The sequence below is a fragment of the Microbacterium aquilitoris genome, from assembly GCF_031932285.1.
GTDB classification, from domain to species: domain Bacteria; phylum Actinomycetota; class Actinomycetes; order Actinomycetales; family Microbacteriaceae; genus Microbacterium; species Microbacterium aquilitoris.
On record NZ_JAUZVT010000002.1, the window covers coordinates 779,383 to 806,054 of the forward strand.

Annotated in this window: 25 protein-coding genes and 1 tRNA gene; 22 read left to right on the forward strand and 4 right to left on the reverse strand. The window is 69.2% G+C overall.

Annotated elements, in window-relative coordinates; all coding sequences use genetic code 11:
- Positions 1–5: 5 nt before the first annotated feature.
- Positions 6–260, reverse strand: a complete 255-nt coding sequence (locus Q9S78_RS10555; RefSeq protein WP_018188103.1) for a hypothetical protein — start codon at positions 258–260, stop codon at positions 6–8.
- 73 nt (positions 261–333) lie between these two features.
- Between Q9S78_RS10555 and Q9S78_RS10560 the strand changes: the two genes are divergently transcribed.
- The 9 genes from Q9S78_RS10560 (at position 334) to serA (ending at position 10,343) form a co-directional block, all read left to right on the forward strand.
- The gene (locus Q9S78_RS10560) at positions 334–1,746 is read left to right on the forward strand and encodes an alpha,alpha-trehalose-phosphate synthase (UDP-forming) (protein ID WP_311856885.1); all 1,413 of its coding nucleotides are present in this window, start codon (positions 334–336) and stop codon (positions 1,744–1,746) included.
- Positions 1,743–2,510 (forward strand): trehalose-phosphatase, encoded by a 768-nt coding sequence (gene otsB, locus Q9S78_RS10565; protein WP_311870187.1) that lies wholly within the window; start codon positions 1,743–1,745, stop codon positions 2,508–2,510. The genes Q9S78_RS10560 and otsB overlap by 4 nt, the downstream gene beginning before the upstream one ends.
- Positions 2,511–2,519: 9 nt before the next feature.
- Positions 2,520–4,226, forward strand: coding sequence for a dihydroxy-acid dehydratase (gene ilvD / locus Q9S78_RS10570; protein WP_018188100.1), 1,707 nt, complete (start codon positions 2,520–2,522; stop codon positions 4,224–4,226).
- Positions 4,227–4,267: 41 nt separating this feature from the next.
- Positions 4,268–6,061, forward strand: a complete 1,794-nt coding sequence (locus tag Q9S78_RS10575) for an acetolactate synthase large subunit (RefSeq protein ID WP_026302972.1) — start codon at positions 4,268–4,270, stop codon at positions 6,059–6,061.
- Between the two features lie 2 nt (positions 6,062–6,063).
- On the forward strand, positions 6,064–6,573 hold the full coding sequence (gene ilvN / locus Q9S78_RS10580) for an acetolactate synthase small subunit (protein WP_018188098.1): 510 nt from the start codon (positions 6,064–6,066) through the stop codon (positions 6,571–6,573).
- A 45-nt stretch (positions 6,574–6,618) separates the two neighbouring features.
- Positions 6,619–7,644: a ketol-acid reductoisomerase gene (gene ilvC / locus Q9S78_RS10585; RefSeq protein WP_020097175.1), complete on the forward strand. Its 1,026-nt coding sequence runs from the start codon at positions 6,619–6,621 to the stop codon at positions 7,642–7,644.
- 107 nt (positions 7,645–7,751) lie between these two features.
- Positions 7,752–8,267, forward strand: coding sequence for a hypothetical protein (locus Q9S78_RS10590; RefSeq protein WP_028497385.1), 516 nt, complete (start codon positions 7,752–7,754; stop codon positions 8,265–8,267).
- Between the two features lie 4 nt (positions 8,268–8,271).
- Positions 8,272–8,616, forward strand: coding sequence for a hypothetical protein (locus Q9S78_RS10595; protein WP_311870188.1), 345 nt, complete (start codon positions 8,272–8,274; stop codon positions 8,614–8,616).
- Positions 8,617–8,738: 122 nt separating this feature from the next.
- Positions 8,739–10,343 carry a phosphoglycerate dehydrogenase gene (serA, locus tag Q9S78_RS10600; RefSeq protein ID WP_311870189.1) on the forward strand — a complete coding sequence of 535 codons (1,605 nt, stop codon included), beginning with the start codon at positions 8,739–8,741 and terminating at the stop codon, positions 10,341–10,343.
- A gap of 70 nt (positions 10,344–10,413) precedes the next feature.
- Here serA and Q9S78_RS10605 read toward each other — a convergent pair whose 3' ends face one another.
- Positions 10,414–10,956 (reverse strand): TetR/AcrR family transcriptional regulator, encoded by a 543-nt coding sequence (locus Q9S78_RS10605; RefSeq protein WP_311870190.1) that lies wholly within the window; start codon positions 10,954–10,956, stop codon positions 10,414–10,416.
- A 58-nt stretch (positions 10,957–11,014) separates the two neighbouring features.
- Here Q9S78_RS10605 and Q9S78_RS10610 point away from each other — a divergent pair, with 58 nt between their 5' ends.
- The 8 genes from Q9S78_RS10610 (at position 11,015) to Q9S78_RS10645 (ending at position 18,795) form a co-directional block, all read left to right on the forward strand.
- Positions 11,015–12,562 (forward strand): MFS transporter, encoded by a 1,548-nt coding sequence (locus tag Q9S78_RS10610; protein WP_311870191.1) that lies wholly within the window; start codon positions 11,015–11,017, stop codon positions 12,560–12,562.
- A 34-nt stretch (positions 12,563–12,596) separates the two neighbouring features.
- Entirely contained in the window at positions 12,597–13,649 is a 1,053-nt protein-coding gene (locus Q9S78_RS10615) for a 3-isopropylmalate dehydrogenase (RefSeq protein ID WP_311870192.1), read from the forward strand.
- A 49-nt stretch (positions 13,650–13,698) separates the two neighbouring features.
- A complete protein-coding gene (locus tag Q9S78_RS10620) occupies positions 13,699–14,793 on the forward strand; it encodes a branched-chain amino acid aminotransferase (protein WP_020097180.1) in 1,095 nt (364 codons plus the stop codon).
- 3 nt (positions 14,794–14,796) lie between these two features.
- Positions 14,797–15,564 carry a fumarylacetoacetate hydrolase family protein gene (locus Q9S78_RS10625; protein ID WP_116229008.1) on the forward strand — a complete coding sequence of 256 codons (768 nt, stop codon included), beginning with the start codon at positions 14,797–14,799 and terminating at the stop codon, positions 15,562–15,564.
- Positions 15,557–16,792, forward strand: coding sequence for an MFS transporter (locus Q9S78_RS10630; protein ID WP_311870193.1), 1,236 nt, complete (start codon positions 15,557–15,559; stop codon positions 16,790–16,792). The genes Q9S78_RS10625 and Q9S78_RS10630 overlap by 8 nt, the downstream gene beginning before the upstream one ends.
- Before the next feature lie 42 nt (positions 16,793–16,834).
- Positions 16,835–18,349: a glutamate--tRNA ligase gene (gene gltX / locus Q9S78_RS10635; RefSeq protein WP_311870194.1), complete on the forward strand. Its 1,515-nt coding sequence runs from the start codon at positions 16,835–16,837 to the stop codon at positions 18,347–18,349.
- A gap of 69 nt (positions 18,350–18,418) precedes the next feature.
- Positions 18,419–18,490: transfer RNA gene (locus tag Q9S78_RS10640), tRNA-Gln, on the forward strand.
- Positions 18,491–18,576: 86 nt separating this feature from the next.
- Positions 18,577–18,795 (forward strand): hypothetical protein, encoded by a 219-nt coding sequence (locus Q9S78_RS10645; protein WP_311870195.1) that lies wholly within the window; start codon positions 18,577–18,579, stop codon positions 18,793–18,795.
- Positions 18,796–18,798: 3 nt separating this feature from the next.
- On the opposite strand, the gene Q9S78_RS10650 is transcribed toward Q9S78_RS10645, so the two are convergent.
- On the reverse strand, positions 18,799–20,811 hold the full coding sequence (locus Q9S78_RS10650; RefSeq protein ID WP_311870196.1) for a DUF262 domain-containing protein: 2,013 nt from the start codon (positions 20,809–20,811) through the stop codon (positions 18,799–18,801).
- A gap of 123 nt (positions 20,812–20,934) precedes the next feature.
- Between Q9S78_RS10650 and Q9S78_RS10655 the strand changes: the two genes are divergently transcribed.
- The 5 genes from Q9S78_RS10655 to Q9S78_RS10675 all read left to right on the forward strand — a co-directional run bounded on the left by Q9S78_RS10655 (position 20,935) and on the right by Q9S78_RS10675 (position 25,927).
- Positions 20,935–21,708: a hypothetical protein gene (locus Q9S78_RS10655; protein ID WP_018188083.1), complete on the forward strand. Its 774-nt coding sequence runs from the start codon at positions 20,935–20,937 to the stop codon at positions 21,706–21,708.
- A gap of 84 nt (positions 21,709–21,792) precedes the next feature.
- Positions 21,793–22,575 (forward strand): DeoR/GlpR family DNA-binding transcription regulator, encoded by a 783-nt coding sequence (locus Q9S78_RS10660; protein ID WP_311870197.1) that lies wholly within the window; start codon positions 21,793–21,795, stop codon positions 22,573–22,575.
- Complete coding sequence (locus Q9S78_RS10665; RefSeq protein WP_311870198.1) at positions 22,572–23,555, forward strand: 1-phosphofructokinase family hexose kinase; 984 nt, start codon at positions 22,572–22,574, stop codon at positions 23,553–23,555. The genes Q9S78_RS10660 and Q9S78_RS10665 overlap by 4 nt, the downstream gene beginning before the upstream one ends.
- Entirely contained in the window at positions 23,548–25,623 is a 2,076-nt protein-coding gene (locus Q9S78_RS10670) for a PTS fructose transporter subunit IIABC (RefSeq protein WP_311870199.1), read from the forward strand. Before Q9S78_RS10665 ends, Q9S78_RS10670 begins: the two co-directional genes overlap by 8 nt.
- Positions 25,624–25,657: 34 nt before the next feature.
- The gene (locus Q9S78_RS10675) at positions 25,658–25,927 is read left to right on the forward strand and encodes an HPr family phosphocarrier protein (RefSeq protein ID WP_018188079.1); all 270 of its coding nucleotides are present in this window, start codon (positions 25,658–25,660) and stop codon (positions 25,925–25,927) included.
- 71 nt (positions 25,928–25,998) lie between these two features.
- On the opposite strand, the gene Q9S78_RS10680 is transcribed toward Q9S78_RS10675, so the two are convergent.
- A complete protein-coding gene (locus Q9S78_RS10680; protein ID WP_311870200.1) occupies positions 25,999–26,637 on the reverse strand; it encodes an MBL fold metallo-hydrolase in 639 nt (212 codons plus the stop codon).
- Between the last annotated feature and the right edge of the window lie 35 nt (positions 26,638–26,672).

Sequence of the window (26,672 nt, forward strand, 5' to 3'; positions counted from 1 at the left end):
GAAGATCAGCGCGAGAGGCGGCGCTTCAGCAGCTTCTTCTTCTCGCCGTCGCGCGGCGAGTCCATCGGGATGAGCTTGCCGCGCGACGCGCGACGGGTGTCGACGACCGATCCGACCGCGAGAGCGAGGGTGATGCCCCAGCTGAGCCAGGCGAGCGCGGTGCGCCAGGTGAACGGCTCGGGGCTGCGCGCGGAGCGCAAGAGAGTGACGCCTCCTGTGAGGGCCGAGAGAAGACCGGTTCCGAACAGGTATTTGCGCATACCACCCACGCTAGTGCGCCCGACGCATGCCGTGGCGGTTGTTAGCCTGAAGTCATCCATCGAGAGGAACACCGTGACCGTGGCTTCTGACTTCGTCGTCGTGTCCAACCGCCTTCCGGTCGACCGGACGGACGACGAGAACGAACCCTGGCGGCGCTCGCCCGGCGGCCTCGTGACGGCGCTCGATCCCGTGATGCGGAGCACCCACGGTGCCTGGGTCGGCTGGCCGGGACAAGCGGACATGGAGCTCGAGCCGTTCGAGTTCGACGGCCTCCAGCTCGTCCCCGTCACGCTGTCGGCCGACGACATGCAGCTCTACTACGAGGGCTTCTCGAACGACACGATCTGGCCGCTCTACCACGACGTCATCGCGGCGCCGACGTATCACCGCACGTGGTGGGACGCCTACGTCAGGGTCAACAAGCGATTCGCGGAGGCCGCGTCGACCCACGCCGCCGAGGGCGCGACGGTCTGGGTCCACGACTACCAGTTGCAACTCGTCCCGAAGCTCCTCCGCGAGCTCCGTCCCGACCTGACCATCGGCTACTTCCACCACATTCCGTTCCCCGCATACGGCCTGTACGCGCAGCTGCCGTGGCGACGCCAAGTCCTCGAGGGCCTGCTCGGTGCGGACGTCATCGGCTTCCAGCGGGTGGCGGATGCCGGGAACTTCGCTCGTGCCGTGCGCCGCCAATTGGGGTTCGACACCAAGGCCGGCGCGATCGCCGTCCCGACGGAAGACGGGGGCGTCAGGACCGCCGTCGCCCGCGCCTATCCGATCTCGATCGACGCGGCCGAGTACGAGGAGCTCGCGAAGCGTCCCGACATCCGGGCTCGGGCTGAGGAGATCCGCTCGAGTCTCGGCAACCCGAAGGCGATCCTGCTGGGCGTCGACCGGCTCGACTACACGAAGGGCATCCGACACCGGCTGAAGGCGTACGGCGAACTGCTGGCGGACGGCCGCCTGTCGGTGCACGACGTCATCCTCGTCCAGGTCGCGAGTCCCAGCCGCGAGCGCGTGCAGACCTACATGGAGCTCCGCGACGAGATCGAGCTCACCGTCGGGCGCATCAACGGCGATGCCGATGAACTCGGCTACAGCGCGATCCAATACCTCCACCACTCGTACCCGCGCGAGGAGATGGTCGCGCTCTTCCTCGCGGCGGACGTCATGCTGGTCACGGCTCTCCGCGACGGCATGAACCTTGTCGCCAAGGAATACGTCGCGAGTCGCGTCGACGGCGGCGGGGCGCTGGTGCTCAGCGAGTTCACCGGGGCGGCCGACGAGCTCACGCAGGCCATCAAGGTGAATCCGCACGACATCACCGGACTGAAGGACGCCATCATGCAGGCGATCGACATGCCGCAGAAGGAGAAGGACCGCCGGATGCGGGCTCTTCGCCGTCGGGTCCGTGAGAACGACGTCGCGAAATGGTCGGAGAGGTTCATCTCGGATCTGAACGCCGCCCGGAAGGAACACCCGTGACCGATCTCACCGACATCGTGCGTACCCATCGGCTGCTGGTCGCGCTGGACTTCGACGGAACCCTGTCGCCGCTCGTCGACGACCCGATGAGCGCGCGGATGGCTCCGGCGGCCCGCTCCGCCGTCGAGGCACTGCTCGCGGCGCCCGACACCGCCGTGGCGTTCGTATCGGGCCGGTCGCTCGGCGACCTGCGGATCATCGCCGAGCACTCCGACGACTCGCCGATTCTGCTGGCCGGCTCGCACGGTGCCGAGTACCTCATCCCCGGCGCGCCCGTGGACGAGGCCCTGGACCCCGCCGACGTCGAGGTGCGGGACCGGCTGCGAGCTGACGTCGAGAAGCTGGCCGAGGGAGCCCCCGGCTCCTGGATCGAGCCCAAGACGTTCGGCTTCGGGGTGCACCTGCGGACCGTGACCGACGCGACCGCTGCGGAGCGGCTCCGGGCATCCGTCGATGCGCTGATGGCGGATGCCGCCCCACACTGGCGCCGGCGTCAGGGCCACGACATCGTCGAATACGCGTTCACCGACGCCGGGAAGGATGCCGCCGTCGCCCACCTCCGCGAGGTCGTCGGCGCGACCGCCGTCGTCTTCGCCGGGGACGACCTGACCGATGAGGACGCCCTCCGCTCGCTCGGACCCGACGATCTCGGCATCCGTGTCGGTGCGGGGGAGACCGCGGCATCCGTCCGTGTGGCAGACATCGAAGAACTCGCCGCAGTGCTGTCGACTGTCGCACACGAGCGCGTCGCTTCGCGGCAATAGACTTCGAGGATGCCCTCTCCCGACGAGAACATCGACATCAAGCCCCGCAGTCGCGCGGTCACCGACGGCATCGAAGCCACGACGTCCCGCGGAATGCTCCGCGCGGTCGGCATGGGCGACGAGGACTGGGACAAGCCCCAGATCGGCATCGCCTCGAGCTGGAACGAGATCACGCCCTGCAACCTGAGCCTCGACCGGCTCGCGCAGGGAGCCAAAGAAGGCGTGCACGCCGGAGGCGGTTACCCCCTCCAGTTCGGCACCATCTCGGTCTCGGACGGCATCTCCATGGGCCACGAGGGCATGCACTTCTCCCTTGTGAGCCGTGAGGTCATCGCCGACTCGGTCGAGACGGTCATGATGGCCGAGCGCCTCGATGGCTCCGTCCTGCTCGCCGGCTGCGACAAGTCGATCCCCGGCATGCTCATGGCCTCCGCCCGCCTCGACCTCTCGAGCGTGTTCCTCTACGCGGGCTCGATCGCGCCGGGCTGGGTCAAGCTCAGCGACGGCACCGAGAAGGACGTCACGATTATCGACTCGTTCGAGGCGGTCGGGGCGTGCCTGGCCGGCAAGATGAGCGAGGCCGACCTCAAGCGCATCGAGTGCGCGATCGCCCCTGGTGAGGGCGCGTGCGGCGGCATGTACACCGCCAACACGATGGCATCTGTCGCCGAGGCTCTGGGGCTCAGCCTTCCCGGTTCCGCGGCGCCGCCCTCCGCCGACCGCCGCCGCGACTACTTCGCCCACCGCTCCGGTGAGGCCGTCGTCAATCTCCTCCGCCAGGGCATCACGACCCGCGACATCCTCACGAAGGAGTCGTTCGAGAACGCGATCGCGCTCGCGATGGCCCTCGGCGGTTCGACGAACGTCGTCCTGCACCTGCTCGCCATCGCCCGCGAGGCCGAGGTCGACCTGACGCTCCACGACTTCAACCGCATCGGCGACAAGGTCCCGCACGTGGCCGACATGAAGCCCTTCGGCACCTACGTCATGAACGACGTCGACCGGCACGGCGGCATCCCGGTCATCATGAAGGCCATGCTCGACGAGGGCCTCCTGCACGGCGATGCGCTCACCGTCACGGGCAAGACGCTCGCCGAGAACCTGCGCGACCTCGACCCGGACCCGATCGACGGCACCGTCATCCACACCTTCGACGACCCGATCCACGCGACCGGCGGCATCACGATCCTGCACGGCTCGATGGCGCCCGAAGGTGCCGTTGTGAAGACCGCGGGGTTCGATGCCGCCGTCTTCGAGGGACCCGCCCGGGTGTTCGAACGCGAGCGCGCCGCGATGGACGCCCTCGAGGAGGGACGCATCGCCGCCGGCGACGTCGTCGTCATCCGATACGAGGGGCCCAAGGGCGGTCCGGGCATGCGCGAGATGCTCGCGGTGACCGCCGCCATCAAGGGCGCTGGCCTCGGAAAAGATGTACTACTGTTGACGGACGGACGATTCTCAGGCGGCACAACCGGCCTGTGCATCGGCCACATAGCACCCGAAGCGGTGGACGCTGGTCCCATCGCCTTCGTGCGCGATGGTGATCTGATACGGGTCGATATCGCGGCTCGTTCTCTCGACCTACTCGTCGACGAAGCTGAGCTGAACTCCCGCCGTGAGGGCTGGGAGCCCCTTCCCCCGCGCTATACCCGTGGCGTGTTGGCCAAGTACTCGAAGCTCGTGCGCTCCGCTGCGGAGGGCGCGACGACGGGCTAGGCCCCACACACTCGTCATCCATCACCACAGAGGTCTCTCTCATGTCTTCTGACACCGTTGCCGCTGTGCCCCGGCCACCCGCCGGAGGCGCGTCCCACCCCGTGCTCACCGGAGCGCAGGCCGTCGTCCGCTCACTGGAGCTCCTGGGCGTCACCGACGTCTTCGGCCTCCCGGGTGGAGCCATCATCGAGGTCTACGACCCCCTGATGGACTCCACGGACCTCCGCCACATCCTGGTCCGTCACGAGCAGGGCGCCGGTCACGCCGCCGAGGGGTACGCGGCGGCATCCGGTCGTGTCGGCGTGGCGATTGCGACCTCCGGTCCGGGCGCGACCAACCTCGTCACCGCGATCGCGGACGCCTACATGGACTCGATGCCGATCGTCTGCATCACCGGGCAGGTGTACTCGACCCTGATGGGGACGGATGCCTTCCAGGAGGCCGACATCGTGGGCATCACCATGCCGATCACGAAGCACTCGTTCCTGGTGAAGGACCCCGCCGAGATCCCCGGCGCGATCGCCGCGGCGTTCGAGATCGCCTCAACCGGTCGCCCGGGCCCCGTCCTCGTCGACATCACGAAGGACGCGCAGCAGGCCAAGGCGCCGTTCATCTGGCCGCCGAAGGTCGACCTCCCCGGGTACCGACCGGTGACGAAGGCCCATGGCAAGCAGATCCAGGCGGCGGCGCAGCTCATCTCCGAGGCCAAGAAGCCCGTCCTGTACGTCGGCGGCGGCGTGGTCCGCGCGGGAGCTGCCGCTGAGCTCCGCCGTTTCGCGGAGGCCACCGGAGCCCCTGTCGTCACGACCCTCATGGCACGGGGAGCGTTCCCCGACTCCCACCCGCAGCAGCTCGGCATGCCGGGCATGCACGGCACGGTTCCGGCCGTCCTCGCGCTCCAGGAATCCGACCTGCTCATCGCACTCGGCGCACGGTTCGACGACCGCGTCACCGGCAAGGCGGCGCTGTTCGCCCCCGACGCCAAGGTGATCCACGTCGACATCGACCCCGCCGAGATCGGCAAGATCCGCGCCGCAGACGTTCCGATCGTGGGCGACCTGAAGGACGTCCTCGTCGACCTCGATGCCGCGTTCGCCGGAGTCGAGGGGTCGGACATCTCGGAGTGGTGGTCGTACCTCGACGGCCTCCGGACCGAGTTCCCGCTCGGCTACGCGCCGACGACGGACGGTCTGATGTCGCCGCAGCACGTGATCCAGCGCATCGGCGAGATCACCGGACCCGAGGGCGTGTTCGCCTCGGGTGTCGGTCAGCACCAGATGTGGGCCGCGCAGTTCATCGGCTACGAGCGGCCCAACGCGTGGCTGAACTCCGGCGGCGCCGGGACGATGGGCTACGCCGTCCCCGCCGCGATGGGTGCGAAGGTCGCCCAGCCCGACCGTGCGGTGTGGGCGATCGACGGCGACGGCTGCTTCCAGATGACCAATCAGGAACTCGCCACCTGCGCGATCAACAACATCCCGATCAAGGTCGCGATCATCAACAACTCGTCCCTCGGCATGGTGCGCCAGTGGCAGACGCTCTTCTACGACGGGCGCCACTCGAACACCGACCTCAACACGGGTCACGACAGCATCCGCATCCCGGACTTCGTGAAGCTCGCCGAGGCGTACGGCTGCCTCGGCATCCGGGTCGAGAAGGCCGAGGACGTGGATGCCGCCATCCAGCTGGCGCTGGAGACCAACGACCGTCCCGTCGTCATCGACTTCGTCGTGAGCGCCGACGCGATGGTGTGGCCGATGGTGCCGCAGGGCGTCAGCAACAGCTACATCCAGTACGCGCGCGAACACGCGCCGGCATTCGAGCAGGGGGACTGACGATGAGCAAGCACGTCCTGAGCCTCCTCGTGGAGGACAAGCCCGGTCTGCTGACGCGCGTGGCGGGCCTGTTCGCCCGCCGTGGCTTCAACATCGACTCGCTCGCCGTGGGCGTCACCGAGGTGCCGGGGCTCTCCCGCATCACGGTCGTCGTCGACGTCGAGGAGCTGCCGCTCGAGCAGGTGACGAAGCAGCTGAACAAGCTCGTGAACGTCATCAAGATCGTCGAGCTCGACTACTCGACCTCGGTCCAGCGCGAGCACATGCTCGTCAAGGTCCGCGCCGACAACCAGACGCGCTCGAACGTCATCGAGGTCGTCAACCTCTTCCGCGCGTCCGTCGTCGACTATGCGACCGACGCCCTCGTGGTCGAGGTCACCGGCGATCGCGGCAAGGTCGACGCCTTCCTCAGGGCGCTCGAGCCCTTTGGTGTGAAGGAGCTCGCGCAGTCCGGCATGGTCGCCATCGGCCGCGGCGGCAAGAGCATCACCGAGCGCGTCCTGCGCGGCTGACCCCACAACTTCTCTACCGACATCTACAAGGAGACACACACGAACATGGCTGAGATCCTCTACGACGCCGACGCCGACATCTCGCTCATCCAGGGCAAGAAGGTCGCCATCGTCGGGTACGGCTCGCAGGGCCACGCCCACGCCCAGAACCTCCGCGACTCCGGCGTCGAGGTCGTCATCGCCCTCAAGGACGGCTCGAAGTCCGCTCCGAAGGCCGAAGAGGACGGCTTCGAGGTGAAGTCCGTCGCGGATGCCGCCGAGTGGGCCGACCTCATCATGATCCTCGCGCCCGACCAGCACCAGCGCGGCATCTTCAACGACGAGATCAAGCCTCACCTCGCGGCCGGCAAGACGCTCGCCTTCGCGCACGGCTTCAACGTGCGCTTCGGCTACATCGAGGTCCCCGACGACGTCGACGTCATCCTCGTCGCCCCGAAGGCCCCCGGCCACACGGTGCGCCGCGAGTTCGTCGCGGGCCGCGGCATCCCCGACATCATCGCCGTCGAGAAGGATGCCTCGGGCCAGGCCTGGAGCGTCGCCCTCTCGTACGCGAAGGCCATCGGCGGAACCCGTGCGGGCGTCATCAAGACGACCTTCACCGAAGAGACCGAGACCGACCTGTTCGGCGAGCAGGCCGTCCTCTGCGGTGGCGTGTCGCAGCTGGTCCAGTACGGCTTCGAGACTCTCTCCGAAGCGGGCTACCAGCCCGAGATCGCCTACTTCGAGGTGCTCCACGAGCTGAAGCTCATCGTCGACCTCATGTGGGAGGGCGGCATCGCCAAGCAGCGTTGGTCGGTCTCCGACACGGCGGAGTACGGCGACTACGTCTCTGGCCCGCGCGTCATCGACCCGAGCGTCAAGGAGAACATGAAGGCCGTCCTCGGCGACATCCAGTCGGGTGCCTTCGCCAAGCGCTTCATCGACGACCAGGACAACGGCGCCGTGGAGTTCCAAGAGCTCCGTGCCAAGGCCGCCGCACACCCGATCGAGGCCGTCGGCAAGGACCTGCGCGCCCTCTTCGCGTGGAAGCAGCAGGACTCGGACTACACCGAAGGCTCCGCCGCGCGCTGACCCTCGGCATCCCGCCCTCGGCGCATCCGCCGAGACCGGCTTGATATGAGCCACGGAGGCCCGGCCCTTACAAGGGGTCGGGCCTTCGGCGTCGGTAGACTCGATCCGTGCCTTCCGAGCCCCGAGACGACGAGGACGCCTTCCGCTGGGAGGGCGACGATTCGCCGACCCGTCCACCCCGCCCCGAGCGGAGCGAGACGTCCCTGCCGCCCGGCTTCCGCGCGGTCGGGAGGGGGAGTGCGCCGCAGCCGGCGGCTCCGGCGGCCGAGCAGGATCCTGTGCCTCCGGCAGGGGAGAAGGGGTCGGGGGAGGACCGCGCCGAGGCGGGACCACCGGCATCCCTCGGGAACGTCGCGCTCGTCACGCTCGGTCTCCTCGGCGGGATCTACCTGCTGTACACCGTCGGCTGGGCGCTGGGTGGCGCTCGTACGGCGCTCGTGATCTCCGCGTTCCTCGCGCCCTGGGCTGTCGTCCCGGCGCAATGGGCGGCGGTCGCGGCTCCCGTCCTCTGGTTCGGGGTGTCGATGCTCCTCACGCGCGCCTCGGCGACGTGGGTGCGCTTCGTGTGGCTCATCGTCGGTGCGTTCCTGCTCGTGCCCTGGCCCTTCGTGAGCGGAGTGTGACCCCGTGACGACGTCTTCCCCCACCGTTCGCCGCTCACCGTCGGCGCTGCGGGCCACGGTCGCCGGCGTGTTCGGGCTCTTCTACGCCTACGCCGTGTGGACCGCTGTGGCCTTCCTCGTCGCGCAGGCCACCGCGGTCGAGGGCCTCACCGGCGCCGGCTGGGCCTTCCTCCTCTTCCCGGTCGTCTTCCCGATCATCGTCTTCGTCGCGGGGGTGGTCCTCGGCCGTCGGCGCCCGCTGCTGCACCTCGCCGCGATCCTGCTCGTGGGGCTCGGGCTGGTCGGCGTCTTCTGGCTCAACGTCCTCACGTTCGCGATCACGAACGGCAACTCGCTGTTCGGCTCCTGAGGTCCGTCACACGGTCGGGGCCGTGCGGTCGGATTCGCTAGGCTGGCCGTGCCGCGTACCGTCGTCGGTCCCAGCCCGGCCGGCCGCGTGGCGATCCACACTCGCGTACCCGAAGGTCTGCCGTGCCCAAGCCTGTCGTCCTGATCGCCGAAGAACTCTCTCCCGCCACGATCGAGGCCCTGGGCCCCGATTTCGACGTCCGATCCGTGGACGGTGCCGACCGTGCCGCCCTCCTCCCGGCCCTCGCCGATGCGGACGCCGTCCTCATCCGTTCCGCAACGAAGATGGATGCCGAGGCGATCGCCGCGGCTCCGTCGCTCAAGGTCATCGCCCGTGCCGGCGTCGGTCTCGACAACGTCGACATCAAGTCCGCCACGAGCGCGGGCGTCATGGTGGTCAACGCCCCGACGTCGAACATCATCTCCGCGGCCGAACTCACCGTCGGTCACATCCTGAGCCTCGCGCGCCACATCCCGGCGGCCCACGCCTCGCTCGCGGCCGGCGCGTGGAAGCGCTCCTCCTTCACGGGCACCGAGCTGTTCGAGAAGACGGTCGGCATCATCGGCCTCGGCCGCATCGGCGCCCTCATCGCCTCTCGACTGCAGGCGTTCGGCGTCTCGGTCGTCGCGTACGACCCCTACGTCACGCCGACCCGCGCGCAGCAGCTGGGCGTGCAGCTCCTCGGGCTCGACGAGCTGCTGAAGACCAGCGACTTCGTCACGATCCACATGCCGAAGACCCCCGAGACGACCGGCATGATCGGCGCCGCGCAGTTCGAGATGATGAAGGACACGGCGTACGTCGTGAACGTCGCCCGCGGTGGTCTCATCGACGAAGAGGCGCTGCACACGGCGCTCAGCACCGGCCAGATCGCCGGCGCAGGACTCGATGTCTTCACGAGCGAGCCGCCGAAGGAGGACGGCACGGCGTTCCCCCTGCTGTCCCTGCCGAACGTCATCGTCACGCCCCACCTGGGCGCCTCGACCGAAGAGGCTCAGGAGAAGGCGGGTGTCTCGGTCGCGAAGTCCGTCAAGCTCGCGCTCGAAGGCGACCTGGTCCCGGACGCCGTGAACGTCGCCGGCGGCGTGATCGACCCGTTCGTGCGTCCCGGCATCGCGCTCGTCGAGCAGCTGGGTCAGATCTTCACGGGGCTCGCGCCCAGCGCCCTCACGAGCCTCGACATCGAGGTCCGCGGAGAGCTCGCCGACTACGACGTCAGCGTCTACCGCCTGGCGGCGCTGAAGGGCATCTTCACGAACATCGTGAGCGAGAACGTCTCCTACGTGAACGCGCCGCTGTTCGCCGAGCAGCGCGGCATCGAGACCCGACTGATCGTCGAGTCCGAGAGCCCGCTATACCGGAACATCACGATCCTCCGCGGCACGCTGTCCGACGGCACGGTGCTCACCGTGGAGGGCACCCTCGCGGGCACGCGCATGGTGCCGAAGGTCGTCGGCATCAACGGCTACGAGGTCGAGGTGCCGATCAACCGGTACCACGTCGTGATGCGCTACGCCGACCGGCCCGGCATCGTCGCGATCTATGGTCAGAAGCTCGGCGAAGCGGGCATCAACATCGCGGGGCTCCAGGTCGCGCGGCCCGACGCGAGCGGCCGCGCACTGTCGGTCCTGACCGTCGATTCGCCGATCCCCGAGCCGATGCTCGACGAGCTCCGCGCTTCGGTCCAGGCCGACCTGTTCCGCCAGATCGAGCTCACCGAGGTCTGACGCACCGGCATCCCTCGTTCCCCTGTCGCATCACGCCGCGTGCGGCGGTCGTTCGTGACAGGGGAGCGGGTCAGCGTGCCGCGCGCTCGACGAGCGCGATGAGCGCGTCGAGGTCGTCGCCCTGCGGGATGGGTCCCGGGACGCCCTGCGTGGCGAGCGCGCTGTTGAAGTAGAGCCCGTCGCTCACGAGCAGGACGAGCTGCAGTGCGCTCTCGTCGCGGGTGTGAGGACGGAGCGCATCCTCCCAGACGCGTCGCGCGTCACGGAGGGCGACGGATGCCGCGTCGTGGCCCGACTGCGCCAGGCGTGACGTGGCGACGATCGCGCGGTCGAGCGGGGTGGCGGACTGCACGGACGTGCGGACGAACACCGCCACGATCCCGTCGGGGGAGCGGAGCATCTCCTCGACGTCCAGGTCGACGAGGCGCCGCATCCGCTCGATGAGCGCCGACTCGAGCGCTTCCTTCGAGGCGTAGTGGTAGAGCAGACCGCCCTTCGAGACGCCCGCCGCTGCGGCGACGGCATCCATCGTCGCGCCGCGGGCACCGCCGTCGATCAAGGCGGCCTCGAACGCGTCCAGCACGCTCTCTCGCGCCCGCGGTGGTCTGCTCACGTCTCTTCCCTCTCGTCGGTCGACTCTGTTACTATACCGGCTGGACGGTGTATAAATCATGACGTTGACGGAAGAGATCCGCGTCGCCGACGCGGCGGGTGTGCGACAGGGGTGGCGCGGCTGGGCTGCGCTGGCGGTGCTCATGCTGCCCGTGCTGCTGGTGTCGGTGGACAACACGGTGTTGAGCTTCGCGCTGCCCGAGATCGCACGCGACCTGACTCCGACGAGCGCGCAGCAGCTCTGGATCATCGACGTCTATCCGCTCGTCCTGGCAGGGCTCCTCGTCACGATGGGATCCCTCGGGGACCGATTCGGACGCCGCCGGCTGCTCATGATCGGAGCGACCGGCTTCGCGGGCATCTCCGCCGTCGCTGCCTTCGCCCCGTCGGCCGAGCTCCTGATCGCCGCCCGCGCCGCCATGGGGTTCTTCGGTGCCATGCTCATGCCGTCGACGATGTCGCTGCTGCGGAGCATCTTCACCGACCGCGACCAGCGCCGACTCGCGATCGCGGTCTGGGCGTCGATGTTCTCTGCGGGCTCCGCTCTCGGACCCATCGTCGGAGGACTCCTGCTGGAGCACTTCGCGTGGGGGTCGGTGTTCCTCCTCGCGGTCCCTGTCCTGATCCCGCTGCTCGTCCTTGCGCCGATCCTGGTCCCCGAGAGTCGTGACCCGAAGCCGGGCCGCATCGACCCCGTCAGCATCGCCCTCAGCATGGCGACCATGGTGCCGATCGTTTACGCCATCAAGGAGTTCGCCGTTCACGGTCCGGGCATCCTGCCGGTCGTCCTCGTGGTCGCGGGTCTGGCGTTCGGGCTGATCTTCGTGCGTCGTCAGCTCCGGTCCGACGCGCCGATGCTCGACATGCGACTGTTCCGGACGGGCGCGTTCACCGGCGCGCTCCTCGTCAACCTCTTGAGCGTCGTCGCCCTCGTCGGGTTCCTGTACTTCGTGACGCAGCACCTGCAGCTCATCGTCGGACTGAGCCCGCTGCAGGCGGGCCTCGCGCTCGTCCCCGGGCTCGTGTTGATGATCGTCTCAGGGCTCACGGTCGTCCCTATCTCGCGCCGGGTATCGCCGCGCGTCGTCGTGCCGGTGGCGCTGTCGCTGTCTGTCGCCGCGTATCTCATCATCGCGATGTCGACGGATGTCGCGGCCCTCGGCACGCTCATCGCCGCCTTCGGGCTGCTCGGCCTCGGTATCGGCGCGGCCGAGACCGTGTCGAACGAGCTGATCCTGGCGACGGCTCCGCCGGCCAAGGCGGGCGCGGCGAGTGCCGTGTCCGAGACGGCCTACGAGCTCGGGGCCGTTCTCGGCACGGCGGTGCTGGGCGGCATCCTCACCGCGCTGTACCGTTCCGGGATCGTGCTGCCCGACGGGGTGCCCGCTGAGACGGCGGCAGCGGCGCGCGAGACCCTGGGCGGAGCGGTCACCGCCGCCGACGGGCTGCCGGCGGGTCTCGGCGAGCGCGTGCTCGAGGCCGCGGCATCCGCTTTCGATTCCGGCGTCGGAGTCACCTCGATCATCGGGGCGGTGCTGGTCGTCTGCGCCGCCGTGATCGCGGCCACTACGCTGAAGGGGACCCGCACCGCGCACGTCGAGCACTGACGACGCGCGGTCCACCCCGACAACGAGGAGAGCGATGTCGCGCGTCGTGAAGCTGGCCGTCATCCCCGGAGACGGCATCGGTCCGGAGGTCGTCGCAGAGGCCGAGAAGGTCCTCGACGCCGTGACGGACGGTGCCGATGTCGCCTTCGAGAAGACCCGATTCTCGCTGGGCGCCGCGCGCTACCTCGAGACGGGCGACACGCTCACCGACGAGGACCTCGCTGCCATCGCGTCGCACGACGCGATCCTCCTCGGGGCCGTCGGCGGGATGCCGGGCGACCCGCGCCTGAAGGACGCGAACATCGAGCGGGGCCTCCTCCTCAAGCTCCGATTCGCCCTGGACCACTACGTCAACCTCCGCCCGTCGGTGTTGTACCCGGGGGCGTCCGGACCGCTCGCTGATCCCGGAGACATCGACTTCGTCGTCGTCCGTGAGGGGACCGAGGGGCCGTACGTCGGCAACGGCGGTTCCATCCGCACGGGGACCCCGCACGAGATCGCGAACGAGACGTCGGTCAACACGGCGTTCGGCATCGAACGGGTCGTCCGGTTCGCCTTCGCGCAGGCCGAGAAGCGTCGCCAGAAGCTCACCCTCGTCCACAAGACGAACGTGCTGGTCCACGCGGGTGGGATGTGGAAGCGGATCGTCGACGAGGTCGCGCAGGAGTATCCCGGCGTCGCCGTAGACTACCTGCACGTCGACGCGGCGACGATCTTCCTGGTCACGAACCCGGGCCGCTTCGGCGTGATCGTCACCGACAACCTCTTCGGCGACATCCTGACCGACTTGGCCGGCGCCGTCACCGGAGGCATCGGCCTCGCCGCTTCGGGGAACATCAACCCCGACGGCGCGTTCCCGTCGATGTTCGAGCCCGTGCACGGTTCCGCGCCCGACATCGCCGGACAACAGATCGCCGATCCCACCGCCGCGATCCTCTCCGTCGCCCTCCTGCTCGAGCACCTCGGGCTGAGTGACGAGGCCCAGCGCGTCACCCGCGCGGCCCGAGAGGACATCGAGGCGAGGGACGGCTCCGCCCGCACGACCGCGCAGGTCGGCGACGCCATCACCGCACGCCTCCGGGCGTAATCTGAGGGGATGCGCGTCGCGCAGACACCGCGCGAGGAACAGGAAAGACATGACCCTCACCGACTCGACCGCCGCCCCCCTCACCTTCTCGGTGACGAAGAACCTGGCTGCGGCGTCGCCGTCCGCCCGCGAGGAGATCCTCGCGAACCCCGGGTTCGGCACGAACTTCACTGACCACATGGTCGACATCTGCTGGTCGTCGAAGGGCGGCTGGCACCGCCCGCGCGTCTCGCCCTACGGACCCATCTCGCTGTCGCCGGCGGCCGCCGTGCTGCATTACGGCCAGGAGATCTTCGAGGGCATCAAGGCGTACCGCCACGCGGACGGCTCCATCCACACGTTCCGGCCCGACGAGAACGCCGCGCGCCTGCAGCGGTCGGCACGACGGATGGCTCTGCCCGAGCTCCCCGCCGAGTACTTCCTGCAGTCGCTCCGCGAGCTGATCGCCGTCGACGGCGCCTGGGTTCCGTCCGGTGACGACCAGAGCCTGTACCTGCGTCCGTTCATGTTCGCCAAGGAGGCCTTCCTCGGGGTCCGCCCGGCCGAGAAGGTCGCCTACTACGTGATCGCCAGCCCCGCGGGCGCCTACTTCAAGGGCGGTGTCACCCCCGTCAAGATCTGGCTGAGCGAGGACTACGCGCGTGCCGGCAAGGGCGGCACGGGAGCGGCGAAGACCGGCGGCAACTACGCCGCGAGCCTCCTGCCTCAGGCCGAGGCCTACGAGAAAGGCTGCGACCAGGTCGTGTTCCTGGACGAGGACGGCAACGTCGAAGAACTCGGCGGCATGAACGTCGTGTTCGTCATGAAGGACGGGACGCTCGTGACGCCCGAGTCCGAATCGATCCTCGCCGGCATCACCCGCAACTCGATCCTGCAGCTCGCGGAGGACCGCGGGCACCGCGTCGAGCGCCGTCCCGTCTCGCTGACCGATTGGCGCGAGGGCGTCGCCTCGGGTGACATCGTCGAGGTGTTCGCGTGCGGAACCGCCGCCGTCGTCACCCCGATCGGAGCGCTGAAGGCGTCCGGGTTCGAGGATGTCCAGCCCACGGGCACTCTCGCGCTCGAGCTCCGTCAGCACCTCACCGACATCCAGTACGGTCGCGCCGAAGACGTGCACGGCTGGCTGACGCGGCTGGACGGCTGAACCGTGCGCATCGTCCGTTACCGCCGCAACGAGGCCATCCGCTACGGGATCATCGACGAGAAGGAGGTCGTCGAGCTCGCCGGTGACCCGATGTTCGCCGGGTTCGAGACGACGGGGGATCGGATCCCTCTCGCCGAGATCACCCTCCTCGCCCCGTCCATCCCACGCTCCAAAGTGGTCTGCGTCGGCAAGAACTACCGGGACCACGCCGCCGAGATGGGCGGTGAGGCCCCCGGCGAGCCCCTGCTGTTCCTGAAGCCGAACACGTCGGTCATCGGTCCCGATGACGCCGTCGTCCGCCCGCCGCAGTCCGAGCGCACCGATTACGAGGGCGAGCTCGCGGTGGTCATCGGCCGCGTCGCCAAGAACGTCCCCGCGGAGAAGGCCCTCGACTACGTCTTCGGCTACACGATCGGCAACGACATCACGGCGCGCGACCTGCAGCGCTCCGACGGTCAATGGTCGCGTGCCAAGGGCTTCGACACCTTCTGCCCGCTGGGTCCGATCATCGAGACCGAGTTCGACCTCGACGGCGGCGCGCGCATCGTCTCCCGGGTGAACGGCGAGGTCCGTCAGGACGGTCCGATCTCCGACATGGTGCACTCCGTGCCGGACATCATCGCCTACGCGTCGGCGGCCTTCACGCTCCTCCCGGGCGATGTGATCCTCACCGGCACGCCGGCGGGGATCGGCGAGTTCCACGCCGGTGACGTGCTCGAGGTCGAGATCACAGGTCTCGGCATCCTGCGCAACACGGCGCGGAATGCCTGACGGGACAGACCCCACCCTCTCGACGACCGACGTCGCCCGCATCCAGCGGCGGACGGTCGGCGTCCTCGCCGCGGGGCAGGTCCTCGGCGGCGTCGCCTTCGGCTCGACGGTCTCACTGGGGGCGCTGCTGGCGGCAGACCTGTCGGGTGAGGAGTCGCTGTCGGGGTTCGCGACGGCATCCGTCACCCTCGGTGCCGCCCTGTGCGCGATCCCGCTCGCACGACTCGCCTCGGCGCAGGGGCGACGGCGTGCGCTGACCCTCGGGAACCTGCTGGCCCTCGTCGGGATCGCGGTCGTCATCACCGCGGCGGCGCTCCGCCTCTTCCCGTTGCTCCTCGTCGGCGTCATCCTCATCGGTGCCGGCAATGCGGGCAACCTGCAGTCCCGGTTCGCGGCGACCGACCTCTCGGGGCAGGGGCGTCGCGGACGCGACCTCGGCACCGTGGTGTGGGCGACGACCGTGGGCGGGGTCGTCGGCCCGCTCATGCTGACGCCCGGCGAGGCGGTCGGTCAGTGGCTCGGGATGCCGCCCCTCACCGGCTCGTACGCGTTCTCGATCGTCGCGCAGACGCTCGCCCTCATCCTCTACCTCGTCGCCCTCCGGCCCGACCCCCTGAAGGTCGCGCAGCAGCTCGCTCGCACGAGGGATGCCGGTGCGACCCGCGTCGTGGAAGTGGACCGACCGATCGTGGCCCGCTACGCGGTGTTCGCCGTGGCCGGCTCGCACGTGACGATGGCGTCGGTCATGGCCATGACCCCCGTCCACCTGTCGCACCTCGACCCTCGGAACGTGACCACGATCGTCGGCGTCACCATCGCCCTGCACGTGTTCGGGATGTACGGCCTGTCGCCGGTCTTCGGCATCCTCGCGGATCGCTGGGGTCGGCTGCAGACGATCCTCCTCGGACAGGCGATCCTCGCCGCGTCGCTCGTCACCGCGGCGATCGCTCCGAACTCGCCCACCGCGGTGCTCATCGCTCTCCTTCTCCTGGGACTCGGGTGGAGCGCGGCGACGGTGGGCGGCGCGGCGCTGCTGACCGAGGCCACGCCTACCGAGCTCCGGCCTCGCCGGCAGGGGCGCAGCGACACGGCGATGACGCTGTCGGCGGCCATCGGGTCCGTGCTGGCCGGCGGCATCCTCAGTCTCATCGGGTACGGCGGGCTCGCGCTCGTTGCTCTCGCGGTCGTCATCGCGATCACCGTGCTCTCTCCCTACGCGCGTCGCTGACCGAGCGGGCCGGTCGAAGGCGCGGCCGTAGACTGGACGGTGATGTCGACTGCACCGCACCCCCTCACCACGACCGCTTCCGGCTCGGACGTCCGCGTCCGCTTCTGCCCCTCGCCGACCGGCCTCCCGCACGTCGGGATGGTCCGCACCGCCCTGTTCAACTGGGCGTACGCGCGGCACACCGGAGGCAAGATGATCTTCCGCGTCGAGGACACCGACGCGGCACGCGACAGCGAGGAGAGCTACCGTCAGCTCGTCGACGCGCTCACCTGGCTCGAGATCGACTGGGACGAGGGCGTGGAGAAGGGTGGACCGCACGAGCCGTACCGCCAGTCGCAGCGCCACGACATCTACCGCGAGGTCCTCGACAAGCTCATCGCCTCGGGCGCCGTCTACGAGTCTTACTCGACGGCCGAGGAGATCGACGCGCGGAACACCGCGGCGGGCCGCGCGAAGCAGCTCGGGTACGACAACTACGACCGCACGCTCACCGACGAGCAGAAGGCCGCCTTCCGCGCCGAGGGACGCGAGCCCGCCTGGCGCCTGCGCGTGCCCGAGGAGGACGTGACCTACGTCGACCTCATCCGCGGCGAGGTCACTTTCCCCGCCGGGTCGTTCCCCGACTTCGTGGTGGTCCGCGCCGGCGGCATCCCGCTCTACACGTTTACCAACCCCGTCGACGACGCGCTCATGGGAATCACCCATGTTCTCCGCGGCGAAGACCTGATGCCCTCGACGGCGCGCCAGCTCGCCCTGTACGGCGCACTGATCGACGCCGGCGTGACGGACTTCGTGCCGCGCTTCGCGCACATGCCGCTGGTGCTGGGGGAGGAGGGCACCAAGAAGCTCTCCAAGCGCGACCCGAAGGCCGACCTCTTCCTGCAGCGCGAGAAGGGCTTCATCCACGAGGGTCTGCTCAACTACCTGTCGCTCCTCGGTTGGTCCATCGCCTCCGACCGCGACGTGTTCACGCGTCAGGAGCTGATCGAGGCGTTCGACATCGTGAACGTCAACCCCAACCCGGCCCGTTTCGACCAGAAGAAGGCCGAGTCCATCAACGGCGACCACATCCGGATGCTGGAGCCCGACGACTTCGCGTCACGTCTGGTGCCCTACCTTGTCGGCGCCGGCGTCGTCAGCACGCCTCCCACCGACGCGCAGCGCGAGATGCTCGCCAAGGCCGCACCGCTCGTCCAGGAGCGCATGCAGATGCTCGGTGAGGCACCGGGCCTTCTCGGCTTCCTGTTCCGCGACGTCGAGACGTACGACGAGGACGCTCTCAAGGGGCTTCCCGCCAACGCGGCGGAGGTCCTCGCCGCATCCATCCAGGCTCTCGAGGGTGTGCCCGCCGACGCGTTCCACGCGGAGGCCATCCAAGCGGCGCTCGCGGGCTCGCTCATCGACGGACTGGGGCTCAAGCCTCGTGTCGCGTACGGCCCTGCCCGCGTCGCGCTCAGCGGCCGGCGTGTCTCGCCGCCGCTGTTCGAGTCGATGGAGCTCCTGGGCAAGGACGTGTCGATCGCCCGCCTCGAGAAGCTGAGGGCGACACGCGGCTGATGCCTCGGTTTGGCCGGGACCGCGCCGTGGGCTAAGCTTGACCCTCGGAACGGTTCCGGCCGGATCCAGTGGGGTATGGTGTAATTGGCAACACGGCGGTTTCTGGTTCCGTTGTTCTTGGTTCGAGTCCAGGTACCCCAGCAAGATGAAAAACCCCCGCTCCGGCGGGGGTTTTGCTTTTCCTGCGAGAGCTGTCGCGGCTCGCCGTGCAGGCGCACAATGGTCCCATGGGACTCTTCACGCAGCGACCCGAAGAACCGTCGGAATGGGGCGGTCTTCCCTCCGAACCTCTGGAGCCGATGAACCCGGTCGACCGTCTCGGTGAGGGCCCGGCGCTCGGCGGGTGGACGCCCGACCTGCTGTCGCAGGCACCCGTGACGGCGACCTGGATCGAGATCCCGGTCGATCCCGCACCCGAGGCGGATGGCGGCGCCGACGGCGATTGAGTCTCAGCGCATCGCGTCGCCGATGTAGGAGTACTTCACGAAGACCTCCGACGCCCAGCCGGCCTCTTCGAGCACGCCCTGGACCGCGGAGAGCATGTACTTGGAATCCCACCCGAGGTAAAGGTACTGACCCTCGCCCAGCTCGTCCCACTGGCCGTTCCACGCCATCTCGGGATACACCGGGCCGCCCTGGCGGGCGCTGTAATCCACGACGCTCTGACGCGAGTCCGCCCACAGTCGGGCGAAGACGCGGTTGAACAGGTAGCGGACGTCCCGGACGTCCCAGTGCTCGCCGCGGTACTCGACGTAGTCGAACTCCCGCTGCCACCCACGGGGCCACCCGCGGCGCTTCTTGGCGTCGAGGATCGGCGTGAGGTTGTCGTCGTCGATGCCCACGACGGCGGGGCGGCGCCAGGCATCCATGAAACGGGCGGTCAACTGCTCGGTGCGCGCGGCGATCTGCGCCGTCGACCACGCCGCGGAATCCGCGACCTCACGGGTCAGCGGGAGCGAGCTCGTCGCGTACGCCGTGCGCTTCGCGGGGAACGACGCGTCGAACACGCGGTCCGCGAGGTCCTCCTCGAGGAGCGTGAGGTTCCCGAGGGTGTTCACGAGCGCCCGGTGCGCGTTCTGCTCGTCGTCGGTGAGATCCGCCCATCGGCCGACCCCGTCGCCGCTCCAGTCGTCTGAGGGAGCCGCGGGCAGCACGTGATCGAGGACGAGGCCCGCATCGGCGTCGATCCCCGCGAGTCGCTCGAGGACGAAGGCCGCGTGCGGCAGCTCGCCGTAGCGGAGGCCGACCCGCGTGCGCTCATCGGACGGCGTGATGCGCGCGATCGCGAGGACGAGGGACTCCATGCCCTCGTCCGCGGCCCGGCAGAACCGGGCGACGAGACGGTCGATCGGCAGGCCGACGACGGTCCGGCGCAGCAGGAGCGACTCGACGTGGGTGAGAGCCAGGGAAAGATCGGATGCCGACAGCTCACCCCGCAGGTGGTCGCGGTACAGACGCATCGCGATGGGGTACATGCCGCGACCGAGGACGTTGACCGCCCCGAAGTGGCGGGCGATGGCGGCATCCGTCGCCGTGGCGGGTTCGAGCAGGAGCCGATAGATCTCCGACAGTTCCCGCCACTGCGTCGCGTTCTCGAGGAGGGCGGCGCGGTCGAGGCGGGGGAACTCGTGCCGGAACGCGTCGTAGACACCGCGCTCGCCTTCGACGAGGACCTCGCGGCCGGTCAGCATGACGAGGTAGTCCCTCCAGAACGCGCCGATCTGCTCGCCGGTGTTCGCTTCGAGGGGGAGCCAGTACTCGTTCTCGATCTCGCTCTGCTCGGCGTGCGAGAGTCCCATGAGGACGTAGTTGTGGATGAGTTCGTGGTCGCGGAGGGGCTCACCCGTCGAGTTGAGGCTCTCGAAGATCTGCTGGGCGTTGGCGCCTACGCCCAGGGTGATCGACACGTGCTCGAGTTTGCGCAGACCGCGCCAGATGCCCGCCGCTTCGTCGGGACGGATCTGGCTGCGGAAGAACGCGTAGTTGTCGTCGAACCGTGACGCACGGTCGGTGTGGGCGGGGGAGCGGCGGTCGAGGACCACGCTCTCGAAGACGTCCGCCCATGCCCGGTGCGGACGGAGCTTCGTCCGGAGGGGATCGTCGCGGCGCACGAGGACGGCTTCGAGCTCCTTCGCGAGTGCCGGATCATCGGTGCGGAGCGTGTGATGAAGAGCGGCGATGAGCAGCATCAGTGTCGTCACCCGCTGCTGTCCGTCGATGAGGACGAGATGAGCGTCGTCATCGACCGTGGTGCTCGCCGTCGACAGGATCGACCCGATGAAGTGCGTCTGACCGTCCTCGCTGGCGGCGACGGCGCGGATGTCGCCGAGGAGCTGCTCGCACCCTCCGATGTCCCATCGGTACTGCCGCTGGTACACCGGCACGACGATCGTGGTGTCCGAGGCGGAGAGCCACTCGATCGTGTTGACGGCGGTCGCATCGACGTTCGTGGCGCTGCTCATGTTCCTCGAATCGCTCCTCGAATTTCCCCGGTCGAGTCTACTGACGGTCTCAGAGCCGCTAGGTAGGCTGACCTAAGTCGGGCCTGTAAAAACTTCGCTCGTCCGACAGAAAGGTTGATCCGCATGGGTTACATCAAGAGTGCTCTGCTCGAGGAGACCGGATACGTCGTCCTCGACATGTACGGCAAGGAAATCGATCCCAAGGAATGGCTCGACATCGAGTACGTCGACTGGAAGTCCTCCGGCGACACCCGGTTCGCGCCGCTCGCGTCCGCCAAGGGTGAGATCGAGTGCAACGGCTTCTGGAACCACCAGCCGCCGCGCACCGACAAGGACGGCGTCTGGATCCCGTCGCAGACCGAGAAGGCGCCCACACTCACCGAGCGCGCCCTCGAGCCCGGCTCGAACGTCGGACGCTGCCGCATCATCGAGCTGCAGCCGAACACGTACGCCGACGCGCTGTACAACCTGCACCAGGACGACAACAACCGGCTGAACCCCGACGGCACCGGCTGGGTCGTCCGCAGCTTCTTCAACCTCACCGATGACAAGGACAGCTTCTTCGTCCTTCGCGACAACCGCACCGACCCGAACGGCGAGACCCGCATCGCCCTTCCCGCCGGGGCGCAGCTCGTCATCGACACGCAGCGTCTCTGGCACGCCGCCTACCACCCGGGCGACGCGCCTCGGTACTGCCTCATCACGTCGTGGGAGTCCGGCCCCGAGCTCGACGCCTACATGGAGAAGTACAACGGTGTGAACAAGGTCGAGAGCGTCCCGCTCGACCAGGAGACCATCGACGCCGGCCAGGCCGAGCAGGAGCGCCGCATCGCCGCTCGTGCCGCCGCGCTCGCTGCCCGTGGTCAGCGCGAGGTCCTCGCCATGAGCGAGGCCTGAGCCTTCCTCCACGTCGTGCTGTATCCCATTCTTGTTTCGTGTTGGTTTCTGTTGTAACGTGTGGTCTTGTTCGAGGAGGACCACATGTACGCAACGGAGCGCCAGCAGCAGATCGAGCAGCTGATCGCCACTGACGGTCGTGTCGCCGTGGTCGACCTCGCCGATCGCTTCGGGGTCACGACCGAGACGGTCCGCCGTGATCTGGCAGCCCTCGAGCGGTCCGGGGTGGTCCGACGCGTCCACGGCGGAGCGGTCCACCGCACCCGGGCCAGCACTGCCGAGGCCTCCGTCGCGGAGCGCGCGGCGCAGCGGAGCGGCTCCAAGCAGACCATCGCCCGCGCCGCCGTGGACCTGCTCGGCGAGGAGCTCGACGGTGCTCTGTACCTGGATGCCGGCACCACGACGGGCGCCATTGCTCAGCTTCTCGCGACCGGGCCCCACCCCGCGGGCGACCTCGAAGTCGTCACCCACTCCATGTCCGTCGCCCACATCCTGGCCGGTGCGCAGGGGATCGGACTGACCGCCATCGGCGGACGGGTCCGCGGACTCACCGCCGCGGCCGTCGGGGCCCAGACGGTCGAGGCGATCGGACGCTTGCGGCCGGACATCGCCTTCATCGGGACGAACGGCGTCGCGGCAGGGTTCGGCCTCAGCACCCCCGACCCCGACGAGGCGGCCGTGAAGCGCGCGATCGTCGCTTCCGCGCGTCGCGTCGTGGTCGTCGCCGACGGGGACAAGTTCGACGCCGAGCTGCTCGTGTCGTTCGCGTCGCTCTCGGACGTCGACGTCCTCCTGACCGACACCGCGCCCACGGGAGATCTCGCGGGCGCCCTGCGCGAGGCCGATGTGGAGGTCCAGCTCGCATGATCGTCACCCTGACCACGAACCCCTCGCTCGATCGCACCATCGCCCTCGGCGAGCCGCTGCGCGTCGGCGAGGTGCAGGCGGCGCTCGGCGCACGGGAGGATGCGGGCGGCAAGGGCATCAACGTCGCACGCGTCGTGGCCGCGGCATCCCGCCCCACTCTCGCGGTCCTACCGCTCGACGCAGCCGACCCCTTCGCCGTCGCGTTGGCAGCCACCGGCATCCCCGCCAGGATCGTTCCGCATGACGGCGCCACCCGCGCCAACGTCACGATCGCCGACGAGGCCGGTACGACGACGAAGCTCAACCTGCCGGGTGCGGCGTTCACCGAAGCGGATGCCGCGGCCCTCACCGCCGCGGTCGTCGCCGCCACGCAGGGCGCCTCCTGGCTCGTCCTCGCGGGCTCGCTCGCCCCGGGACTGCCGGACGACTACTACGTCACCGTCATCGAGGCCGTCCGTTCGGCGTGGGGCGCCGCGGCTCCTCGCATCGCCGTCGACACCTCGGGACCGGCGCTCGCGGCCGCCGTCGCCTCGGGACACCCCGACCTCGTCAAGCCGAACGACGAGGAACTCGTCGAGCTCGCGGGGCGAGACCTCGACACCACGGTCGCCCTCGCCGACGCCGTCGCCGCGATCGCCGCCGACCTCGTGCCCGCGCGGGTAGGCGCCGCACTCGTCACCCTCGGTGGTGACGGTGCCGTCCTCGTCACCGACGGCGGGTCCTGGCACGGTACGCCGCCGCCGACCCGCGTCCGCAGCACGGTGGGCGCAGGCGACAGCTCCCTCGCCGGCTACCTGCTGGCCGAGACGGCCGGCGCCGCGCCCGAGGAGCGGCTGCGCTCCGGCATCCGCTACGGATCCGCCGCCGCGGCCCTGCCCGGCACGCAACCCCCGACCCCGAACGACCTGTCGACCGGCGAGGTGCCGGTCCGACGACTCCTGCAGCAGGACAACCCGACCACTGGAGGTCACCGTGACTGAGATCATCACCGCGGAACTCGTCAGTATCGACGAGCCGCTCGGCGCCGACAAGCGCGCCGTCATCGACGCGCTTGCGCAGCGCGTCGCCGCGCAGGGAAGGGCCACGGATGCGGCTCGACTCGCCGCCGACGCCTGGGCCCGCGAGGAGAAGGACGAGACCGGCCTGCCCGGCGGCATCGCGATCCCGCACGCGAAGAGCGCCGCCGTCACCCAGGCATCGCTCGCCTTCGCGAGGCTGAACCCGGGTGTCGACTTCGGCGCTGAGGACGGCGGGGCGGACCTCGTCTTCCTCATCGCGGCTCCCGACACCGCGGCCGAGGAGCACCTCGCCGTGCTCTCGAAGCTCGCGCGCAGCCTCATGCGCGACGACTTCACCGCCGGTCTTCGCGCCGCGACGACCGCCGACGAGGTCGTTGCGATCGTCCGCGACGCGATCTCGGACGCTCCGGCCGCCGCAGCCGCCGATGCACCGGCACCCGCTTCGCGCGCCGAGGCTCGCGCCGCTGGCCCGTCCGCGTCGGCCACCGACGACGGACTGATGATCGACGGGCGCCCGGCGCGAATCGTCGCCGTCACGGCCTGCGCCACGGGTATCGCCCACACCTTCATGGCGGCGGACGCACTCACGGCGACCGGTCAGAAGGAAGGCGTCGACCTGACCGTCGAGCCGCAGGGCTCGAGCGGCTACAAGGCCATCGACCAGCGGATCATCGACGAGGCCGACGCCGTCATCTTCGCCGTCGACGTCGACGTCCGCGAGCAGGCGCGGTTCGCCGGCAAGCCCGTGGTCCGTTCCGGTGTGAAGCGCGGCATCGAGCAGCCTGCTCAGATGCTCCGCGAAGCCGTCGCCGCCGCGAAGAACCCGAACGCTCCCCGCGTTCCCGCCGCGTCGGGTGCCGCGACCGCCAGCGAAGCCGCGCCGACCTCGCTCGGCGGCGCCATCCGCAGGGCGCTGCTCACCGGTGTGAGCTACATGATCCCGTTCGTCGCCGGTGGCGGTCTGCTGATCGCCCTCGGATTCGCCCTCGCCGGGTACGAGATCGCGAACACCGCGGACGGTCACACCGTCAACAACGCGATCTTCACGCTCCAGAACTTCACCCTCTGGAACCTGCCGCCCGAGGGTCTCGTCTACTACCTCGGCGCCGCCGCATTCCAGATCGGTCAGCTGTCGTTCGCGTTCCTGGTCCCCGCCCTGGCCGGTTACATCGCGTACGGCCTGGCGGACCGGCCGGGTATCGCCCCCGGTTTCGTCGCCGGTGCCGCGGCCACCTTCATGGGTGCGGGCTTCATCGGCGCCATCGTCGGCGGTCTGCTCGCCGGTCTCGCCGCGTGGTGGCTCAACCGCCTGTCGGTCCCTCGCTGGCTGCGTGGCCTCATGCCGGTCGTCATCATCCCCTTGCTCGGCTCGATCTTCGCGTCGGGGCTGCTGCTGTTCGTCTTCGGCGGTCCGATCGCGGCGCTGACGAAGCTCCTCAACGACTGGCTGTCCGGACTCTCCGGCGCCGGCGTCATCCTGCTCGGCGTCATCCTCGGGCTCATGATGTGCTTCGACCTCGGTGGGCCGCTCAACAAGGTCGCCTACGGCTTCGCCACGGCGAACCTCGCGCAGGGCATCGCCGGCGACGAGCGCTACCTCCAGATCATGGCCGCCGTCATGGCAGCCGGAATGGTCCCGCCCCTCGCGATGGCGCTCGCCTCGACCGTCCTCGGACGCGGGCTCTTCACCGCCCCGGAGCGTGAGAACGGCAAGGCGGCGTGGCTACTCGGTGCCGCGTTCATCTCGGAGGGTGCCATCCCGTTCGCCGCGGCCGACGTGTTCCGCGTCATCCCCTCGGCGATGCTGGGCGGCGCCGTGACGGGCGCGCTGTCGATGTTCTTCGGCGTCACATCGCGTGCCCCGCACGGCGGCGTTTTCGTCTTCTTCGCCATCGACAACTTCTGGCTGTGGCTGCTGTCGATCGCCGTCGGCACCGTTGTCAGCGCGGTCGCCGTGGTCCTGCTCAAGCGCTACGCGCGCCGTCGCCCCCTCGAGGTCGATGCGCCCGCTGTGGCCGTCACGGCATAGTCTCGTCATACCGACTCAAGGAGGAAGAATCACCATGGCCGAACGGACCGCAACCGTCGCGAGCAGCTCCGGACTGCACGCCCGCCCCGCCAAGCTCTTCGTGCAGGCGGTCAAGGAGACGGGTGTGCCCGTCACGATCGCCGTCCCCGGCGGTCCTGACCAGAACGCCGGCAGCATCCTCACCCTCATGGGTCTGGGTGCCACGCAGGGCACCGTCGTCACGCTCAAGGCCGAGGGCGAGGGCGCCGACGAGGCGCTCGACAAGCTCGTCGCCTTCATCGAGACGGACCACGACGCCGAGTGAGTCTCGACCCTCACAAATGACGGATGCCGCGGAGCGAAAGCCCCGCGGCATCCGTCATTCTGTCGAGGTGCTCAGGTGTCGGCGGACTCGCCCGGCTCGAGCTCCAGGAACTCGCCGCCGTTCTGCTCGGTCGCCCACTTGAGGCGGTCGCGGTGCATCGCGAGACCCGCGCGCGACAGCGTCATGTCGTGAGTTCCGAACGCACGACGAGGCTTCACCGCGAGGACGTAGTCGATCGCCTCGCCGATCTTCAGCCAGGGCGCCCCGACGGGTGCGGCGAGGAGGCCGACATCGACGCCCTCGGGGACGGCGTAGGAGTCACCGGGGTAGTAGAACTCGTCGTTGACGAGCACACCCAGGTTGTCGATGACGGGGATCGACTCGTGGATCACGGAGTGCGTCCCGCCGAAGAACCGCATCCGGAACGGGCCGACCTCGACCTCGTCCCCGACGCCGACCGTGGTGACGTCGTAGTCGGATGCCGCAGCCGCGACGCCGGCCGGGCCGAACACCGGCACTGCCGGCGCCTGCGAACGGATCGCGTCGAGCTGCGCGGGTGTCCAGTGATCGGGGTGCTCGTGCGTGAGGACGACGCCGACCAGGGTGCCGAGGTCGTCGAGGGGGAGGGTGAAGGAACCGGGGTCGATCAGGAGGGTCTTGCCCTCGCTGTCGAGACGGAGGCAGGCATGTTCGTGCTTCGTAACGCGCATGCGTCCAGTCAACCCACGACGCCGCGAGGTTGGCA

Coding starts and splice junctions, on each gene's coding strand:
- Q9S78_RS10675 (WP_018188079.1), top strand. CDS start 25,658: ATGGCCGAACGGACCGCAACCGTCGCGAGCAGCTCCGGACTGCACGCC.
- Q9S78_RS10575 (WP_026302972.1), top strand. CDS start 4,268: ATGTCTTCTGACACCGTTGCCGCTGTGCCCCGGCCACCCGCCGGAGGC.
- gltX (WP_311870194.1), top strand. CDS start 16,835: ATGTCGACTGCACCGCACCCCCTCACCACGACCGCTTCCGGCTCGGAC.
- Q9S78_RS10655 (WP_018188083.1), top strand. CDS start 20,935: ATGGGTTACATCAAGAGTGCTCTGCTCGAGGAGACCGGATACGTCGTC.
- Q9S78_RS10630 (WP_311870193.1), top strand. CDS start 15,557: ATGCCTGACGGGACAGACCCCACCCTCTCGACGACCGACGTCGCCCGC.
- Q9S78_RS10665 (WP_311870198.1), top strand. CDS start 22,572: ATGATCGTCACCCTGACCACGAACCCCTCGCTCGATCGCACCATCGCC.
- Q9S78_RS10645 (WP_311870195.1), top strand. CDS start 18,577: ATGGGACTCTTCACGCAGCGACCCGAAGAACCGTCGGAATGGGGCGGT.
- Q9S78_RS10660 (WP_311870197.1), top strand. CDS start 21,793: ATGTACGCAACGGAGCGCCAGCAGCAGATCGAGCAGCTGATCGCCACT.
- Q9S78_RS10680 (WP_311870200.1), bottom strand. CDS start 26,637: ATGCGCGTTACGAAGCACGAACATGCCTGCCTCCGTCTCGACAGCGAG.
- Q9S78_RS10615 (WP_311870192.1), top strand. CDS start 12,597: ATGTCGCGCGTCGTGAAGCTGGCCGTCATCCCCGGAGACGGCATCGGT.
- ilvD (WP_018188100.1), top strand. CDS start 2,520: ATGCCCTCTCCCGACGAGAACATCGACATCAAGCCCCGCAGTCGCGCG.
- ilvC (WP_020097175.1), top strand. CDS start 6,619: ATGGCTGAGATCCTCTACGACGCCGACGCCGACATCTCGCTCATCCAG.
- Q9S78_RS10610 (WP_311870191.1), top strand. CDS start 11,015: ATGACGTTGACGGAAGAGATCCGCGTCGCCGACGCGGCGGGTGTGCGA.
- Q9S78_RS10620 (WP_020097180.1), top strand. CDS start 13,699: ATGACCCTCACCGACTCGACCGCCGCCCCCCTCACCTTCTCGGTGACG.
- ilvN (WP_018188098.1), top strand. CDS start 6,064: ATGAGCAAGCACGTCCTGAGCCTCCTCGTGGAGGACAAGCCCGGTCTG.
- Q9S78_RS10555 (WP_018188103.1), bottom strand. CDS start 260: ATGCGCAAATACCTGTTCGGAACCGGTCTTCTCTCGGCCCTCACAGGA.
- Q9S78_RS10650 (WP_311870196.1), bottom strand. CDS start 20,811: ATGAGCAGCGCCACGAACGTCGATGCGACCGCCGTCAACACGATCGAG.